Origin of the sequence: Pseudomonas sp. NY15435 (assembly GCF_048068295.1) — a bacterium.
Lineage (GTDB): Bacteria > Pseudomonadota > Gammaproteobacteria > Pseudomonadales > Pseudomonadaceae > Pseudomonas.
In genome coordinates, this window is sequence record NZ_JBLUQA010000017.1 from 1 (window position 1) to 15,493 (window position 15,493).

Sequence of the window (15,493 nt, forward strand, 5' to 3'; positions counted from 1 at the left end):
CGCCTCCAAGGTCGAAGTTGCTGGCGACAAGGTCAACGTCACCCGTGAAATCGACGGCGGCCTGCAGACCGTTGCCCTGAACCTGCCGGCAATCGTCACCACCGACCTGCGTCTGAACGAGCCGCGCTACGCGTCGCTGCCCAACATCATGAAGGCGAAGAAGAAGCCGCTGGAATTCCTTCCCCCTGACGCGCTGGGCATCTCCACGGCCTCAACCGTGAAGACCCTCAAGGTGGAAGCGCCCGCCGCACGTAGCGCCGGCGTCAAGGTGAAGTCGGTGGCTGAACTGGTCGAGAAACTGAAGAACGAAGCGAAGGTGGTCTGATGACTGTGCTGGTTGTTGCAGAACATTCCAATGGTGCGCTCAGCGCCGCGACGCTGAATACCGTCGCTGCCGCGCAAAAGATCGGCGGTGACATCGCTGTCCTGGTCGCTGGCCAGAACGTCGGTGGCGTAGCCGAAGCCGCTGCCAGGATCGCTGGTGTGGCCAAGGTGCTGGTCGCCGATAACGCTGCCTACGCTCACCAACTGCCGGAGAATGTGGCTCCGCTGATCGCCGCTGTCGTGAAAGAAAGTGGGTTCGGCCACGTGCTGGCCGCCGCCACCACCAACGGCAAGAACTTCCTGCCGCGCGTTGCCGCCCTGCTGGACGTCGACCAGATCTCCGAGATCATCGAAGTGGTCAGCGCCGACACCTTCAAGCGCCCGATCTACGCCGGTAACGCCATCGCTACCGTGCAGTCCTCGGCTGCCGTGAAAGTGATCACCGTGCGTGGCACCGGCTTCGACGCCGTCGCTGCCGAAGGTGGTTCCGCCGCTGTTGAAGCCGTTTCCGGCCCGGCCGATGCCGGCAAGTCCGCCTTTGTCGGTGAAGAACTGGCCAAGTCCGACCGTCCGGAACTGACCGCTGCCAAGATCGTCGTTTCCGGCGGCCGTGGCATGGGCAATGGCGACAACTTCAGCATCCTCTATTCCCTGGCTGACAAGCTGGGCGCTGCCGTCGGCGCTTCCCGCGCTGCCGTTGACGCCGGCTTCGTGCCGAACGACATGCAGGTCGGCCAGACCGGCAAGATCGTCGCTCCGCAGCTGTACGTGGCCGTCGGTATCTCCGGCGCCATCCAGCACCTGGCGGGCATGAAGGATTCGAAAGTGATCGTGGCGATCAACAAGGACGAAGAGGCGCCGATCTTCCAGGTCGCCGACTACGGTCTGGTTGGCGATCTGTTCGAAGCCGTACCGGAGCTGGAAAAGACTCTCTGACCCAGTTCTTCCCCTGGCCGGGCCTGCCTCATCGGCCCGGCGTTTTGCCAACACCCCAGTAGAAAGAAACAAGAACAATGAAAAATCGTCGTACCCCTGTGCTGGTCTCCGGACTGGCGCTGCTGCCCTCGTTCGCCCACGCGGATTTCCTCGCCGACAGCAAGGCCAGCATTGAAGCACGCAACTTCTACTTCAACCGCGACTACCGCCAGAGCGGCGCCGCCCAGTCGAAATCCGAAGAGTGGGCGCAGGGCTTCCTGCTGCGCTATGAATCGGGCTACACCGACGGCACCGTTGGCGTGGGCGTCGATGCCCTCGGCCTGCTGGGCCTGAAGCTGGACTCCAGCCCGGATCGTTCCGGTTCCGGCCTGCTGCCGTACTCGGCCAGCGACAAGCGCGCCGCCGACGACTACAGCGACCTCGGCCTGACCGCCAAGCTGCGCGTGTCCAAGAGCACGCTGAAGGTCGGCACGCTGCTGCCCAAGCTGCCGGTGGTGCAGTACAACGACACCCGCCTGCTGCCGCAGACCTTCCAGGGCGCGCTGGTGGAGTCCAAGGAGCTCGACGACCTCGACCTGCAGCTCGGCCAGCTGCGCGAGGTGAAGCAGCGCGATTCGTCCAACAACGAAGACCTGTCGATGACCCGCGGCAACAAGCGCAACATCGTCGCCGGCAGCCACCTCACCAGCGATCGCTTCAACATCGCCGGCGGCACCTACCGCTGGAACAGCCAGCTGAGCACCAGCTACCACTACGCGAACCTGGAAGACCTCTATCGCCAGCACTACGTGAGCCTGGTGCACACGCTGCCGATTGCCGAGGGCCAGTCGCTGAAGTCCGACATCCGCTGGGCACGCTCCACCGACGATGGCGGCAGCAACGTCGACAACCGTGCGCTCAACGCCATGTTCACCTACAAGCTGGGCAACCAGGCGTTCGGCCTTGGCCTGCAGCGCATGTCCGGCGACACCGGCTTCGCCTACCTGTCCGGCACCGACCCGTACCTGGTCAACTACGTGCAGATCGGCGACTTCGCCAACAAGGACGAACGCTCCTGGCAACTGCGCTACGACTTCAACTTCGCCTCCTATGGGCTGCCCGGCCTGAGCCTGATGACCCGCTACCTGCGCGGCGACAACATCGACCTGCTCAATGGCCAGGGCGACGGCAAGGAATGGGAGCGCGACACCGACGTTGGCTACGTGGTGCAGAGCGGCCCGATGAAGAACGTCGGCTTCAAGCTGCGCAACAGCACCTTCCGCAGCAGCTTCGGCAACGACATGGACGAGACCCGCTTCATCGTCAGCTACACCTTGCCGATCTGGTAAAGGGAGAGGAAGCCTTCCCGGTGCATGGCGCCTGGGGAGGCTTCGCTGCAAGGCTGTCGGGCGATTGGATAACCGGGCAGGAACCCATGTCAGCAGGTTCCTGGGACGAACGGCGCGAAAGCCCGTGCTTGAGCGAGTGAGGAGACATTTCCTACGTGCTGGCTGTCTCATCGGGCGAGGAAAAGTCTGGTCAGGGCCTGTGCCCTCGGCTTATAAAACCCCTTCGCCGCTGTAGACCCGCAGGGATGGCGGCCCCACGAGATCAAGGAACGATGATGCGACGAGTCACGATGATTCTGCTCGCTGCCGCCCTGTTGCAGGGCTGTGCGCACCAGAAGACCGGCAACCAGTGCGAAGACAACTTCAACACCGAAGGCGGCTTCATCGCCGGCAAGACCTTCACGTCCAATGTCCAGCTGGACATGCCTGTGTCCAAGGTCTTCGACCGGGCACAGAAGACGCTGGTGAAGGAAGGTTTCACCATCCAGAACGCCGACGAGAAGAGCGGCACCATCTCCGCCTACCAGGGCGTAATCCTGAGCAGCCGAAACGCACCGCTGAACGTCGTGGTGGAAAAGTCAGGCTCCGGCTCCAAGGTAAGCTATGTCTTCGTCACCCTGGGTGGCATGTACACCACCGAAAGCGCGGTGCGTGACGGCTTCTGCCGGTTCACCGACGGGATTCGGCAGTAAGTCGGCGGGGATTCCTGCCTGGACCACTGCGGGCGGATGGCGATCGCGGACGGAGTCCGCTCCTACCCAGGTATCAGGTTTCGTAGGAGCGGACTCCGTCCGCGATGTCCTATCGGCCGCTCCGTGGATGAGTTTGGCGCGTGGATCAGCCGATGGCGGAGGGATTCCGCTCCTACGCCTGAGTCAGCTTCTCGACGAGGCGGCGAGTGAGCGGGGCGATGACCAGCACCAGCGGGAAGCCGATGCTCCAGCTGGTGAGCCAGGCGCCGAGCCATAGCTGGACGAAGTCCGGCACCAGGCCGATGGCACGCCCGGTGGAAAGGCCGGAGACCAGCAAGGTCATCACGCCGGACAGAATCAGCGCGAACAATAGCGGAGCGTAGCGGCGCGGGATCATGCGTGGGCCTCCTGCGCGGGCTCGAGCTGTGGCTGCTGAAGGCGCCTGAGGGTTTCGGCGAAATGCTGGCCGAACACAAGCGCGGTCTTCAGGTCGCCGGAGCAGAAGTCCGGGGAGGTCTTGTCTGCCTGGGCCATCAGCCCGGACCAGGAGCCGAGGCGGTTGGCGGCTTCGTCGTAGGGCACGCCCAGGTGCTGTTCGGGGAGGATCGGGTTGCCGGCCCAGAGCATCCCGTGCTGCATGCAGAAGGTGAACAGCGAGATCAGCGTGGACTGCTTGTCGCCTGCCGGCAGCGCCGAGACGGTGAAGCCCGCGGCAAGTCGGCCGTGCAGCTTCTGCTGGCGCCACAATGGGCCGGTGCTGTCCATCAGGGCTTTCAGCGGCGCCGAAACGCCGCCCAGGTAGGTGGGTGAGCCGAGAATCAGGCCGTGGAAGGCGAGCAGTGCCTGTGGCCGTTCGATCAACGCCTGGGCCTGGAGCAGCTGCACATCGCAGCCGGGCACCCGGCGAGCGCCGTTGGCGATGGTCTGGGCGATACGTTCGGTGCGGCCGTTGGCGCTGTGGTAGACGATGGCGATGCTTTTCATGGAGTTCTCCTGTTTCTCACGCAAGGTCAAAGCCGCATCCGGTTGACCGTGAAGGGCTTTGGCGTGAACCTACAAGTTCAAGCGAACTTGAGGTCAAGAGGTGTTCCATGGATATCGCTGACGTGGCCAGGCGCTCCGGCGTGCCGGCATCGACCCTGCGTTTCTACGAGGAGAAGGGACTGATTGTTTCGCTCGCCAAGCCCGGCGCGCGCCGCCAGTTCGCCCCGCAGATTCTCGACCAACTGGCACTGATCACCCTGGGGCAGTCGGCAGGGTTCAGCCTGGAGGATATCCGCTCGATGTTCGCTGGCGACGGCGGGACGAATATCGACCGGCAGATGCTGGCGGCCAAGGCGGACGAGCTGGACGCCACGATCAGGCGCCTGCGGGCGATGAGCCGGGGATTGCGCCATGCGGCAGCCTGCCCGGCGCCCAGCCACGCCGAGTGCCCGACCTTCCAGCGATTGGTGAGGGCTGCGGCGAAGAGTGCGCTGGAGGGGAAGAAGGCGCGGGGTCGGTTGAGGAGGGGCGAGGGCGGTATCGCGGGATGATGGCGTGATCGGCTGGCCCAGCTTTTGTAGGGGCGAGCTTGCTCGCGAACAGTGTCGGCCGGTTAGATCGACGCTGGGCGGTTCGCGAGCAAGCTCGCTCCTACAGGGGCAGTGTGACTGGGGGCTGCCCGCAGAACCTTGACGCCCGACCATCGCGCCCGCGTTGCTGATGCCCCCGCAGCGACCAACTCGCCCGCGCTTCGAGATAGGGGCGTTCTTGTAGGAGCGAGCTTGCTCGCGAACAGTGTCGGCCGGTTACATCAACGTTGGGCGGTTCGCGAGCAAGCTCGCTCCTACAGGGGGAATTCCAGCGTGGCCGAGAGCCACTCGCAGAATCCCAGCGCCTGCGCATTCCGCTCGCTCTGCTGATGTACCAGCAGGGACCAGTTCGGCCCTCGCACGGTCTGCTCGCTGAGGGGCGTCAGCAGGCCATTCTGCCGTGCATCGCCGGCCAGCAGCTGGCTCACCAGTGCAACGCCCAGCCCCTGGCTGGCGGCATCCAGCAGCAGGCCGGGATCGGAGAAGTTCAGCCCTTCGCTGCGCTGGCCAACGTCCGCGCCGCCCTGCAGTTGCCAGTGCGCCCAGTCCATTTCCCGTTCGCCGTGCAGGGTGGTGCGTGCCGGTTCCGGCTGCTGCAGCAGCGCGGGGTGGCAAGCTGGATAGAGACGATCCTCCAGCAGCACGCGGAAGCGGCACTCGGCCTGGGCAGTGAGGTCGTCGCGCACAGCGATGTCGATGGTCTGGCTGGCCATGTCCGGAGTTTCGTCGGTGGTCAGCAGCCAGAGGTCGATCTGCGGGTGACGCGCGTGGAAGTCGCCCAGGCGCGGCACCAGCCAGTGGCGGGCGAAGGCCGGGGTGGTGTTGACCACCAGTTGGTTGGGCTTGCGGTACTGGTCCAGGCGACGGATGCCCACGGCCAGTTGCTGCAGCATGGATTGCGTGGTGCTGAGCAGGTCGGCGCCAGCGTCGGTGAGCGCTACCTTGCGCCCGGAACGATAGAACAGCGGCTGCTCGACGAAGCTTTCCAGGCTGCGGATCTGCTGGCTGATGGCCGACTGGGTGAGGTGCAACTCCTCGGCTGCCTTGTGAAAGCTGCCCAGGCGCGCGGCGGCTTCGAAGCCGCGCAGGGCGTTCAGGGGTGGCCAGTGTTTGAGCATGATCGATAAGTTCGTCTAATCAGATTTACGCAAAATCTATCGTTTGTTGTGACGTTTTTACAGGCCTAGCATTGTCATCAGGCGCCGCTGAACCCTTTCCTTCCGATAAAAATTCCTTACCAAAGGCTTGAGTATGCATCGCAACGACGACATGCAGAACGGCTGGCGCATGCCTGCCGAATGGGTCAACCACGCGGCGACCTGGATGGCTTTCCCGCACAACCGTCCGCTCTGGGAGGGCGGCTGGCGCGTCACGCTGGAGCAGGTGCAGGAAGACTTTGCCCGCGTCGCCAATGCCATCGCCCGTTTCGAGCCGGTGAAGCTGGTGGTGGACCCGTCCGCCGTGGCGCGCGCCGCCGAACTTTGCGGGCCGAATGTCGAGCTGGTGCCGCTGCCCATCGACGACAGCTGGTGCCGTGATTCCGGGCCGACCTTCGTCTGCCATCCGCAGTTTGGCGTGGCCGGCGTGAGCTGGCGCTTCAATGCCTGGGGCGGCAAGTCCGAGCACACTCTGGACGAAGGCCTGGGCCGGCGCATTCTTAACAGCCTCGGGCTCGACTGCTTCGGTACGCCGCTGTCCAATGAGGGCGGGGCGATCCATGTGGACGGCGAGGGCACGCTGATCACCACCGAGTCGGTGCTGCTCAACCCCAACCGCAACCCCGGCGTGAGCAAGCGCGAGATGGAGGAAATCTTCAGCCGCCTGTTGGGGGTAACCAAGACCATCTGGCTGCCGGGCGACCCGCAATATGTCACCGGCGACATGACCGACGGCCACGTCGACGGCGTGTGTGCCTTCGCCCGTCCCGGCGTGCTGCTGGTGGATGCGACCCACGACAGCTCCAGCGTCTACGCCCAGGTCGCGAAGGAAAACCGTCGCGCGCTGGAGCTGGCCACCGATGCCAAGGGCCGCTCCTTCGAGCTGATCGAACTGTTCGAAGCCAGCGCGGCGGTGGACCCGGAGGCCGAAGTCTTCTGCGCGTCCTACACCAACTTCTACCTGGCCAATGGCGCAGTGATCATGCCGGCCTACGGTATTGCCGCCGACGATGAAGCCGCGGCGGTGCTGGCCCGAGCCTTCCCCGGCCGCGAAGTGGTGCCGGTGCGCATCAACAACCTGGCCCACGGCGGTGGCGGTGTGCACTGCATCACCCAGCAGCAGCCGGCCTGGCCGCTCGGAGGCCTGTGATGAGCAAGTTGACCGTTGCTGTCCTGCAGTTTTCCTGCAGCTGGGATCTGCCGCGCAACCTCGCCGAAGCCGAGCGCCACGTGCGCGCGGCGGCGGCAGCGGGTGCCAAGCTGATCCTGCTGCCCGAGCTGTTCGCCACGCCGTATTTCTGCATCGAGCAGGACCATCGCCATCTGGCGCTGGCCCAGCCCTTCGACGACAGCCCGCTGCTGCAGCGCTTCGCCAGCCTGGCGGCAGAGCTCAACGTGGTGCTGCCCATCAGCTGGTTCGAGCGCGCCGGCAATGCCTACTTCAACTCCCTGACCGTGGCCGACGCTGATGGCAGCCTGCTTGGCGTGTACCGCAAGACGCACATCCCCAATGCCATCGGCTACCAGGAAAAGGAATACTTCAGCCCTGGCGATACCGGCTTCCGCGTCTGGGATACCGCCGTCGGACGCGTCGGCGTGGGCATCTGCTGGGACCAGTGGTTCCCCGAGACTGCCCGCTGCCTGGCGCTGCAGGGCGCGGAGATGCTGCTGTTCCCCACCGCCATCGGCTCCGAGCCGGGCGCCGAACAGCTGGATTCCCGCGACCACTGGCAGACCGCCCAGCGCGGCCACGCCGCCGCCAACCTGCTGCCGGTGCTGGCAGCCAACCGTATCGGTGAGGAAGTGGCGCCCAGTGATGACGCGCTGCGCATGCGCTTCTATGGCTCGTCCTTCATCACTGACCACAAGGGCGCGCTGCTGGCAGAAGCCGGCCGCAACGAAGCGGCCATGCTGGTGCAGGAGCTGGACCTGCAACTGGCTCGCGAAGAGCGCCTGACCTGGGGCGTCTACCGCGACCGTCGCCCGGAAATGTACGGCCCGCTGCTCGGCCTCGACGGCCGCCACCTGCACCCGCGCTGGCAAGGAGTCTGACCATGAACAAGCACCTGTTGATCGGCGCGCTGGGGTTGTCCCTGGCGTGCACCCTGCAACCGGCCACGGCCGAGGAGAAGGTCCTGCGCCTGTTCAACTGGGCGGATTACTTCGCCCCCGACACGCTGGCGAACTTCACCAAGGAAACCGGCATCCGCGTCATCTACGACGTGATGGACAGCAGCGAGACGCTGGAAGCCAAGATGATGGCCGGGCACAGCGGCTACGACCTGATCTTCCCCGGTGATACCGTTGCCGAGCGCCTGATGCGCGCCGGCGCCCTGCAGAAGCTTGACGAGAGCAAGCTGGAGCACCTGGGCGATATCGAGCCGGGCCTGCAGAGCCTGCAGACCAAGTACCCGTACTCGCGTCACGCCGTGGTGCCCTACACCTGGGGCAGCATCGGCCTGACCTTCAATCAGCAGAAGATCGAGCAGCGCATGCCCGGCGCGCCGGTGAACAGCCTCGACCTGATGTTCAAGCCGGAACTGGCCAAGCAGTTCGCCGACTGCGGCATCTCGATGATCGACTCGCCGGACGAAGTGCTCGCCGTGGTGCTCAACTACCTGGGCCGCGACCCGCGCAGCGGCAAGCCGCAGGACCTGGCCGAGGCCCTGGCGGTACTCAACGGCATTCGTCCATACATCCGCAAGTTCCAGTCCCAGCCAGTCACCCAACTGGTCAATGGCGACCTTTGCCTGTCGCTGGGCTACAGCGGCGACGTGATCCAGTCGCAACGTGCCGCTGACGAGGCTAAGAAGCCGGAGCGCTTCGAGTACCGCGTGCCACGCGAAGGCACTTCGGTATGGATGGACACCATGGCCATTCCCGCCGACGCGCCTCACCCGGAGTATGCCTATGCGCTGATCAACTACCTGATGCGCCCGGACGTGATGGCGGCCATCAGCAACGCCACCGGCTACCCGACGTCCAACGCCAAGGCGCGTCCGATGGTCGAGGCGAGCATGCGCGACAACCCGGACATCTATCTTGATGAGAAGGCATACGCGCGCTTGTTCCCTGGCAAGGACATCCCGCAGCGTGACATGCGTTCGCGGATGCGCACCTGGACCAGCTTCAAGACTGGCACTGGCGGTTGAGGAGACGAGGATGATGACACGCAGGAACCTGCTCGGCGCCGGCATGACGCTGGCGACGGGCCTCGGGCTCGGCCTGGGCCGCGTCGCCCTGGCGGCGAAGCCCTGGTACATGCCCGACGAGCACCGCAAGCAGGAGCGGGTGTTCGTTGCCTATGCGGCGAGCGCCGACGTGTGGGAAGACATCGCCCCTGACGTCAACGCCACGGTGGCGCGGCTGGCCCGCGCCATCGCCGAGTTCCAGCCGGTGACGGTGCTCTGCCGGCCGGAGCAACAGGCCGAGGCCAAGCGTGCCTGCGGTGGGCAGAACGTCGACTTCCTGCCGGTGCCGGTGGATGACATCTGGGTGCGCGACTACGGCGGCTGCTTCCTGGTCAACGACGCGCCGGGCGGCCTGGCGCTGGCCGACTTCAACTTCAACGGCTGGGGCGGCAAGCAGCACGCCGAGCGCGACCGCGAAGTGTCGGCGGCGCTCGCCGAGGAGCTGGAGGCGAAAGCCATCGTCAGCGAGCTGTGCGGGGAGGGCGGCGGTATCGAGGTGGACGGCCATGGCACGGCGATCTTCACCGAGAGTTGCTGGGTGAACGACAACCGCAATCCGGGCTGGACGCGCCCGCGTATCGAGGCCGAGCTCAAGCACATGCTGGGGCTGCGCAAGGTGATCTGGCTGCCGGGCATTCGCGGCAAGGACATCACCGATGCCCATGTGGATTTCTATGCGCGCTTCGTCGAGCCGGGCGTGGTGGTGGTCAACCTGGACAACGACAAGCGCTCCTATGACTACGAGGTCACTCGCCGGCACCTGGAGATTCTCAAGTCCGCGACCGACGCCGATGGGCGCAAGCTCGAACTGCACAGTCTGCCGCCGCCGATGAAACCCAAGCCCAGCGCCTACAACCGCGACAACCCGGACTTTGCCGCTGGCTACATCAATTACCTGCCGGTGAATGGCGGAGTGATTGCACCGAAGTTCGGCGATGCGGCGGCGGACGAGCATTGCCATGCTCTGCTCGGCGAACTGTACCCGGACCGGGAGATCGTGCAGCTGAATATCGACCCGATCGCCGCCGGCGGTGGTGGCATTCACTGCGTGACGTTGCAGATGCCGGCGGTATAGGGATTCGCCCCGATCGGCTCTTTGCAGGAGCGAGCTTGCTCGCGAACAGCGTTCCCCGATTGCACCGGTGTCAATCAGGTTCGCGAGCAAGCTCGCTCCTACGAAGTCGATGACATCGTGGACCCGGTGTGCAGCCCAGCCAGAAAGTAGGGCGCATAACCCATTCCGGGTTATGCGCCCTGCAGGGTGGCGGAATCAGCGCTCGGCAAAGGCCGCACTCAGCAGCGTCGGCAGTGTGGTGCCTGCCGCACTGGCGAGGGCGAAGTCACGTTCGCCGTGCAGCGGGCCGGGGGCGGGATTGACGTGGAGGACGGTGGCGCGAAGGCGCCAGGCGATCTCGGGAATTTCTGCCGCCGGGTAGACGACCCCGGATGTCCCGACGGAGATCAGCAGGTCGCACTGTTCGGCGGCCTGGAAGGCGTGGGTGATGGCGTCCGTCGGCAGGCTTTCGCCGAACCACACTACGCCGGGGCGCAGCGGGCCGCCGCAATGGACGCAGGCTGGCGGGGTGACGTGGCGCCCGGCTTGCGGCTCGTCCGGTACCGGTAGCGGTGCATCCGGTTCGCGCTGGCATTTGAAGCAGCGCGGGCGCTCCAACTGACCGTGCAGGTGGGTGACGTCCTGGCTGCCGGCGCGCTCGTGGAGGTCGTCGACGTTCTGGGTGACCAGCGTGAGCTTGGGCACCTTGCCCGCCAGGGCGGCAATGGCCAAGTGCGCGGGGTTGGGCTGGGCGCGATGGACGATACTGCGTCGCCATTCATACCAACCCCAGACCAGCGCCGGGTCGGCGCGGAAGGCCTCGGCAGTGGCCAGTGAGGCGGCGTCGAAACGTTCCCACAGTCCGGTAAGACGGTCGCGGAAGGTGGGAATGCCACTCTCGGCGGAAACGCCGGCACCCGTGAATACCACGACGTGGCGGGCACTGCGCAGTGCTTCGAGCAGTGTGGAGTCGAAGATCATTGCGGGGTTTCCTGCACGGTCGGTGCGCATTCCAGACGGTTGCGGCCGGCGGCCTTGGCGCGGTACAGCGCGCGGTCGGCGGACTCGATCAGGGCCTGCGGGCTGCTGTCGTTGCCACCGGGCAGGGTGGCAATGCCGATGCTCGCGGTGATGCGTCCCAGCGGGCTGCCGGCGTGGGTGAGGTTGGCCTGCTGCAGGCGTTGCATGAACTGCTCGGCCACGGCCAGGGCACCGTCGGGACCGGTGTTGGGCAGGATTACCGCCAGTTCCTCACCGCCGTAGCGCGCGGCAAGGTCGGCGGGGCGGCGCACACTGTCGGCGAGTACGCGGCCGATACGGCGCAGGCAATCATCGCCGGCCGGGTGGCCGTAGGTGTCATTGAAGCGCTTGAAGTGGTCCACATCGATCAGCAGCAGCGCCAGCGGCGCGCGCTCGCGATGCGCGCGGCGCAACTCGGCGATCAGGTGGTCGTCGAAGCTGCGGCGGTTCTCAAGCCCCGTGAGCGGGTCGCGCGAGGCGAGCACTTCCAGCTGGCGGTTGGCCTTGAGCAAGTCCTCGCGGGCATCGCGCAACAGGCGCTCGGTGCCGATGCGCCGCTGGATGGCGAGGATCAACAGGCTGCCGATCACCACCACGACCATCAGCAGGCCGAAGGCGATGGCTACCGTGCGCAGGGCGTCGGCGGCCCAGGCGTCGAGGGCTTCATCCTTGCCCAGGGCAACCGAGGTCACCAGCGGGTAGCGCTCGTTCTTGCGGAAGGCATAGATGCGCTCGATGCCGTCCAGCGACGAGGCGAAGGTGGCGCTGCCGACCGTGGCGCTCTCCAGGTACTGGGTGAAGATCGGCGAGCGCGAGAGCACCCGGCCCATGTCGCTCTCGCGGAACGGATAGCGCACCAGCACCTGGCCGTTGCTGGTGGCCACGCCGATGGCGCCGGTCTTGCCGATGTCGATCTTGCCGAACAGGCGCAGGAAGTCCTGCACACCGAGGGCGGCGACTATCACCCCGGCGAAGTTGCCCTGGGCGTCGTTGTAGCGGCGGCTGACGGTGATCACCCACACTCCCGTGGAGCGACTGTGGATCGGGCCGCCGATGTACGCCTCCAGCGATGGATTGTCGCGGTGGTGGATGAAATAGGCGCGGTCGGCGCTGTTGGAGCCTGGCGGGAAGGGCCCGGTGGAGGTCATCAGCCAGTTGCCCTGGGCGTCGTAGATGCCGACGCCATTGAGCTGGGCGAGGAGGTGTTGCTGGCGCTGCACCAGTTCATTGAGGCGTTGCAGTTGTTCAGCGCCGCGGCCTTCGTGCTCCAGGCGCTCGGCGAGGCCGAGCAGGAGCATGGAACTCTGGGTGACGATGCCTTCGACGTAGGTGTCCAGCGCCTGGGTGAGGTTGAGGTTGTGCGTGGTGGTTTCCGCCAGCGTGCGCTCGCGGGCCGACCACAGCTCCCATGCCGTGGCAGCGGCCACGGCGAGGCTGATGATCGACAGCAGGAGGATGGCAAGGCGGATGTCGCGTTTCACACTGGCCTCGTTGGGTCGTTCCCTGTGGCGGTCGCCACGCGCCCTGGGCATCGCCCGGCAGTAGAGCAGGGAGACGCCGGCCGCGCGTGCCGGGTTACGTGTCGTTCGTCAGACGCCAGGCATGCCGCTGAGTTGCACGCGGTTTCGACCTTTTTGCTTGGCGATGTACAGGTGCTGGTCGCAGCGCGCCAGCAGTTCGCGCGGTTCCCGCAGCCCGCTCTCGTTGGCCATCGCCGCACCCAGGCTGATGGTCAGGTGGCGCAGGCTGCCGGGCCGGTAGAGGTGCTCGATATCCAGCCTCGCCACCTGTTCGCGCAGCCGCTCGGCGACGCAGCGCAGGTCTTCGACGCTGGTAGCCTCCAGCAGGATGGCGAACTCCTCACCGCCATAACGATAGACGCTGGCCTGCCCGCCGCGCAGGGTGCCGACCAGGCTTTCGGCTACCTGGCACAGGCAACGGTCGCCGGCCTGGTGGCCGTAATGGTCGTTGTAGGGCTTGAAGTAGTCGATGTCGGCCATCAGCAGGGCAAAGGGGCGGCCATTGGTACGCATGCCGTGCCAGCTCTCGTTGAGCTGCAGGTCCAGGGCGCGGCGGTTGCCCACGCCCGTGAGGCCATCGGTGGCGGCCAGCTCCTGCAGGCGCAGGTTGAGGGCAGCGAGCTCCGTGCGCTGGCGGCGCTCCTCGAGGTCGGCGAGGAAGGCCTGGCGCACGCCCTTGATGTTGGTCCAGCTGATGAACAGGCTGAACAGTGCGATGGGCAGGTAGACCAGGGTGAAGATCAGCAGTGGCTTGGCCGCACCGTCGTGGATCAGCCAGACGTTGTAGAGAATGATCGCCGAGATGATCGCCGAGACCAGCGCGATGCCCTTGAAGGAGTAGCGCACGCCGAGGTTGCCGAGCAGCACGAACACCACTGAGGCATAGAGGAAGAAGGGTACGTCGGGCGAGGCGCTGCGCTTGAGCAGCTCGAACCAGGCGATGGTGGAGATGATGTCGTGCACCGGCATCAGCATATCCATCACCAGCACGCTGCGGCTGAAGCGGAACACCAGGAAGATGTTGAGCAGGCCTATCAGGCTCAGGCCCGTGCGCAGGAACAGCGATTCCCTGGCCATGTCCGGAATCAGCAGGGCATCAGCCAGTACGTAGGAATCATAGGCGGCCATGGCAATGAAGTTGATCGCCAACAGGAAGCGCCGGTAATGCTGGACCACGTACGCCTTGTAGGCATCCTGCAGGCGTGGCGGAATTCTCCCCTGGTACTGCTGCCGAGGAGGAACGGCGGGGAACTCGGGTACGGTCATCGAGAGTGGGAGCCTGTGTCTGCCATCCAGGGCGAATGCTGGCCAAGGGCTAGAGTAGGGTGGCGGCACCTTGCCGTCCAGCGGGGCGATGCATGGGGCGTACCAAATATTCGCTCGCCCCGGATTGGTCCTGTCGCCAGGGTTGCCAATGGATCTTTATTGGGTGCCAATGCGGCGGCATGATGACCGCCATCACCTGTTGTCGAGGCTTTTCATGTACGTACCTTCGCATTTCGAGGAAACCCGCCCGGACGAGCTGCATCGGCTGATCCGCGAGTACCCCCTGGGCATCCTGGTCACTGGCCACGACGGTCTGCTGGACGCCAACCACCTGCCGTTCGAGCTGGAGCTGTCGAGCGAGAAACCGCTGCTGCGCGCCCACGTGGCCCGCAGCAACCCGGTATGGCAGGAGGCCGACGGCGAGGAGGTGCTGGTGATCTTCCGTGGCGAGCACGCCTACGTCTCGCCCAACTGGTACCCGAGCAAGCACGAGGCGCACCGCCAGGTGCCGACCTGGAACTACCAGGTGGTGCACGTACGCGGACGCCTGAAGGTGATGGATGAGGAGCGCTTCGTGCGCGGCGTGGTCGGCCGCCTGACCCGCACCCACGAGGCCGGCGAGGAAAAACCGTGGAAGATGAGCGACTCCACCCCGGAGTTCATCAGCGGCATGCTGGCCAACATCGTCGGCATCGAGGTGGAAATCAGCGAGATCGTCGGCAAGTCCAAGCTCAGCCAGAACAAGGAAGATCGCGATCGGCTGGGCGCTGCCGCCGAGCTGCAGCAGCGCGGCAGCACCGAGCTGGCCGGGGCCATGGTCAGCTCGAAGGACGTTCCGCAATAGCCTGGACTCCAGGCCAGTTGTAGGAGCGAGCTTGCTCGCGAACCGCCTTGGCAGCAGAGCTACCGGGGGCATCGGTTCGCGAGCAAGCTCGCTCCTACAGGAGTTCCCCGAAACCTGGCACGGCTCAGAACCCGCCGAGCAGATCGTGGGAGTCGAGCAGGCGCCAGGCGATTTCCGGGTTCTTCTCCAGCCCTCGGCGGATCGCGGCTGGGATGGCCTGGCGAGTCTTGCGGCACAGGCCGGGTTGCTCGTCGAAGTCGAACTCGATGCCGCGCATGGTGCGCACTTCATTGAAGCCGGGCGCGATGTGCAGGCGGATGCCGAGTTGGTCGTAGAGCTTCTGTTGCAGACGCTGGAGGTCACCCAGGTCCTTGAGGTTTTCCAGGCGCTCCAGCAGGCGCTGTTCCTCGTGCCGGGTCAGCAGCAGGATGCGCAGGTCGGCGTTGGGGGTTTCCAGCAGGCGTTCCCGGTGGCAGTTGCAGGCGCCGGGCGGGCATTGCTGGCGGAGCGGGAGAGTGGTGGGCATGTCCCGATCATAGCGGGGGATCGGGGAATTGCGCAGGGGGACTGTTCTTGCTCTTTGTAGA

17 protein-coding genes are annotated in these 15,493 nt (G+C 65.5%); 10 read left to right on the plus strand and 7 right to left on the minus strand.

The window, feature by feature from the left end:
- From ACNFH5_RS27860 to ACNFH5_RS27875, 4 genes are all read left to right on the plus strand, one after another.
- Nucleotides 1-325 (plus strand): electron transfer flavoprotein subunit beta/FixA family protein (locus tag ACNFH5_RS27860; protein WP_416751717.1); only part of this gene is annotated, 325 nt, incomplete at its 5' end.
- On the plus strand, nt 325-1,260 hold the full coding sequence (locus tag ACNFH5_RS27865; RefSeq protein ID WP_416751719.1) for an electron transfer flavoprotein subunit alpha/FixB family protein: 936 nt from the start codon (nt 325-327) through the stop codon (nt 1,258-1,260). The genes ACNFH5_RS27860 and ACNFH5_RS27865, both read left to right, overlap by 1 nt.
- A 77-nt stretch (nt 1,261-1,337) precedes the next feature.
- Complete coding sequence (locus tag ACNFH5_RS27870; RefSeq protein WP_416751721.1) at nt 1,338-2,588, plus strand: OprD family porin; 1,251 nt, start codon at nt 1,338-1,340, stop codon at nt 2,586-2,588.
- Nucleotides 2,589-2,878: 290 nt separating this feature from the next.
- A complete protein-coding gene (locus ACNFH5_RS27875; protein WP_416751723.1) occupies nt 2,879-3,280 on the plus strand; it encodes a hypothetical protein in 402 nt (133 codons plus the stop codon).
- Nucleotides 3,281-3,452: 172 nt separating this feature from the next.
- On the opposite strand, the gene ACNFH5_RS27880 is transcribed toward ACNFH5_RS27875, so the two are convergent.
- Both ACNFH5_RS27880 and ACNFH5_RS27885 read right to left on the minus strand, forming a co-directional pair.
- Entirely contained in the window at nt 3,453-3,677 is a 225-nt protein-coding gene (locus ACNFH5_RS27880) for a DUF2798 domain-containing protein (protein ID WP_416751725.1), read from the minus strand.
- Nucleotides 3,674-4,264, minus strand: coding sequence for a flavodoxin family protein (locus tag ACNFH5_RS27885; RefSeq protein ID WP_416751726.1), 591 nt, complete (start codon nt 4,262-4,264; stop codon nt 3,674-3,676). The genes ACNFH5_RS27880 and ACNFH5_RS27885 overlap by 4 nt, the downstream gene beginning before the upstream one ends.
- A 107-nt stretch (nt 4,265-4,371) precedes the next feature.
- Between ACNFH5_RS27885 and ACNFH5_RS27890 the strand changes: the two genes are divergently transcribed.
- On the plus strand, nt 4,372-4,815 hold the full coding sequence (locus ACNFH5_RS27890) for a helix-turn-helix domain-containing protein (protein WP_416751728.1): 444 nt from the start codon (nt 4,372-4,374) through the stop codon (nt 4,813-4,815).
- 293 nt (nt 4,816-5,108) lie between these two features.
- Here the strand turns inward: ACNFH5_RS27890 and ACNFH5_RS27895 are convergent, their stop codons facing one another.
- Nucleotides 5,109-5,972, minus strand: a complete 864-nt coding sequence (locus ACNFH5_RS27895; RefSeq protein WP_416751730.1) for a LysR substrate-binding domain-containing protein — start codon at nt 5,970-5,972, stop codon at nt 5,109-5,111.
- Nucleotides 5,973-6,105: 133 nt separating this feature from the next.
- On the opposite strand from ACNFH5_RS27895, the gene ACNFH5_RS27900 reads away from it, so the two are divergent.
- Genes ACNFH5_RS27900 through ACNFH5_RS27915 form a run of 4 tightly spaced genes read left to right on the plus strand, consistent with a single transcriptional unit; the run spans nt 6,106 to nt 10,277 of the window.
- A complete protein-coding gene (locus ACNFH5_RS27900) occupies nt 6,106-7,161 on the plus strand; it encodes an agmatine deiminase family protein (protein ID WP_416751732.1) in 1,056 nt (351 codons plus the stop codon).
- Complete coding sequence (gene aguB / locus ACNFH5_RS27905; RefSeq protein WP_416751734.1) at nt 7,161-8,063, plus strand: N-carbamoylputrescine amidase; 903 nt, start codon at nt 7,161-7,163, stop codon at nt 8,061-8,063. Before ACNFH5_RS27900 ends, aguB begins: the two co-directional genes overlap by 1 nt.
- 2 nt (nt 8,064-8,065) lie before the next feature.
- Complete coding sequence (locus ACNFH5_RS27910) at nt 8,066-9,163, plus strand: polyamine ABC transporter substrate-binding protein (RefSeq protein ID WP_416751735.1); 1,098 nt, start codon at nt 8,066-8,068, stop codon at nt 9,161-9,163.
- 10 nt (nt 9,164-9,173) lie between these two features.
- On the plus strand, nt 9,174-10,277 hold the full coding sequence (locus ACNFH5_RS27915; RefSeq protein WP_416751737.1) for an agmatine deiminase family protein: 1,104 nt from the start codon (nt 9,174-9,176) through the stop codon (nt 10,275-10,277).
- Nucleotides 10,278-10,472: 195 nt separating this feature from the next.
- Here ACNFH5_RS27915 and ACNFH5_RS27920 read toward each other — a convergent pair whose 3' ends face one another.
- From ACNFH5_RS27920 to ACNFH5_RS27930, 3 genes are all read right to left on the minus strand, one after another.
- The gene (locus tag ACNFH5_RS27920) at nt 10,473-11,237 is read right to left on the minus strand and encodes an SIR2 family NAD-dependent protein deacylase (protein ID WP_416751739.1); all 765 of its coding nucleotides are present in this window, start codon (nt 11,235-11,237) and stop codon (nt 10,473-10,475) included.
- Nucleotides 11,234-12,757 (minus strand): diguanylate cyclase, encoded by a 1,524-nt coding sequence (locus ACNFH5_RS27925; RefSeq protein WP_416751741.1) that lies wholly within the window; start codon nt 12,755-12,757, stop codon nt 11,234-11,236. The genes ACNFH5_RS27920 and ACNFH5_RS27925 overlap by 4 nt, the downstream gene beginning before the upstream one ends.
- Before the next feature lie 108 nt (nt 12,758-12,865).
- Complete coding sequence (locus ACNFH5_RS27930; RefSeq protein ID WP_416751743.1) at nt 12,866-14,062, minus strand: GGDEF domain-containing protein; 1,197 nt, start codon at nt 14,060-14,062, stop codon at nt 12,866-12,868.
- 214 nt (nt 14,063-14,276) lie between these two features.
- Between ACNFH5_RS27930 and ACNFH5_RS27935 the strand changes: the two genes are divergently transcribed.
- Entirely contained in the window at nt 14,277-14,906 is a 630-nt protein-coding gene (locus ACNFH5_RS27935; RefSeq protein ID WP_416751745.1) for an FMN-binding negative transcriptional regulator, read from the plus strand.
- 124 nt (nt 14,907-15,030) lie between these two features.
- Here the strand turns inward: ACNFH5_RS27935 and ACNFH5_RS27940 are convergent, their stop codons facing one another.
- Nucleotides 15,031-15,432 carry a hypothetical protein gene (locus ACNFH5_RS27940; protein ID WP_416751747.1) on the minus strand — a complete coding sequence of 134 codons (402 nt, stop codon included), beginning with the start codon at nt 15,430-15,432 and terminating at the stop codon, nt 15,031-15,033.
- Between the last annotated feature and the right edge of the window lie 61 nt (nt 15,433-15,493).

Excerpts from the sequence above, each read along its gene's own strand:
- ACNFH5_RS27865 (WP_416751719.1), top strand. The coding sequence starts at position 325 with ATGACTGTGCTGGTTGTTGCAGAACATTCCAATGGTGCGCTCAGCGCC.
- ACNFH5_RS27870 (WP_416751721.1), top strand. The coding sequence starts at position 1,338 with ATGAAAAATCGTCGTACCCCTGTGCTGGTCTCCGGACTGGCGCTGCTG.
- ACNFH5_RS27875 (WP_416751723.1), top strand. The coding sequence starts at position 2,879 with ATGATTCTGCTCGCTGCCGCCCTGTTGCAGGGCTGTGCGCACCAGAAG.
- ACNFH5_RS27880 (WP_416751725.1), bottom strand. The coding sequence starts at position 3,677 with ATGATCCCGCGCCGCTACGCTCCGCTATTGTTCGCGCTGATTCTGTCC.
- ACNFH5_RS27885 (WP_416751726.1), bottom strand. The coding sequence starts at position 4,264 with ATGAAAAGCATCGCCATCGTCTACCACAGCGCCAACGGCCGCACCGAA.
- ACNFH5_RS27890 (WP_416751728.1), top strand. The coding sequence starts at position 4,372 with ATGGATATCGCTGACGTGGCCAGGCGCTCCGGCGTGCCGGCATCGACC.
- ACNFH5_RS27895 (WP_416751730.1), bottom strand. The coding sequence starts at position 5,972 with ATGCTCAAACACTGGCCACCCCTGAACGCCCTGCGCGGCTTCGAAGCC.
- ACNFH5_RS27900 (WP_416751732.1), top strand. The coding sequence starts at position 6,106 with ATGCATCGCAACGACGACATGCAGAACGGCTGGCGCATGCCTGCCGAA.
- aguB (WP_416751734.1), top strand. The coding sequence starts at position 7,161 with ATGAGCAAGTTGACCGTTGCTGTCCTGCAGTTTTCCTGCAGCTGGGAT.
- ACNFH5_RS27910 (WP_416751735.1), top strand. The coding sequence starts at position 8,066 with ATGAACAAGCACCTGTTGATCGGCGCGCTGGGGTTGTCCCTGGCGTGC.
- ACNFH5_RS27915 (WP_416751737.1), top strand. The coding sequence starts at position 9,174 with ATGATGACACGCAGGAACCTGCTCGGCGCCGGCATGACGCTGGCGACG.
- ACNFH5_RS27920 (WP_416751739.1), bottom strand. The coding sequence starts at position 11,237 with ATGATCTTCGACTCCACACTGCTCGAAGCACTGCGCAGTGCCCGCCAC.
- ACNFH5_RS27930 (WP_416751743.1), bottom strand. The coding sequence starts at position 14,062 with ATGACCGTACCCGAGTTCCCCGCCGTTCCTCCTCGGCAGCAGTACCAG.
- ACNFH5_RS27935 (WP_416751745.1), top strand. The coding sequence starts at position 14,277 with ATGTACGTACCTTCGCATTTCGAGGAAACCCGCCCGGACGAGCTGCAT.
- ACNFH5_RS27940 (WP_416751747.1), bottom strand. The coding sequence starts at position 15,432 with ATGCCCACCACTCTCCCGCTCCGCCAGCAATGCCCGCCCGGCGCCTGC.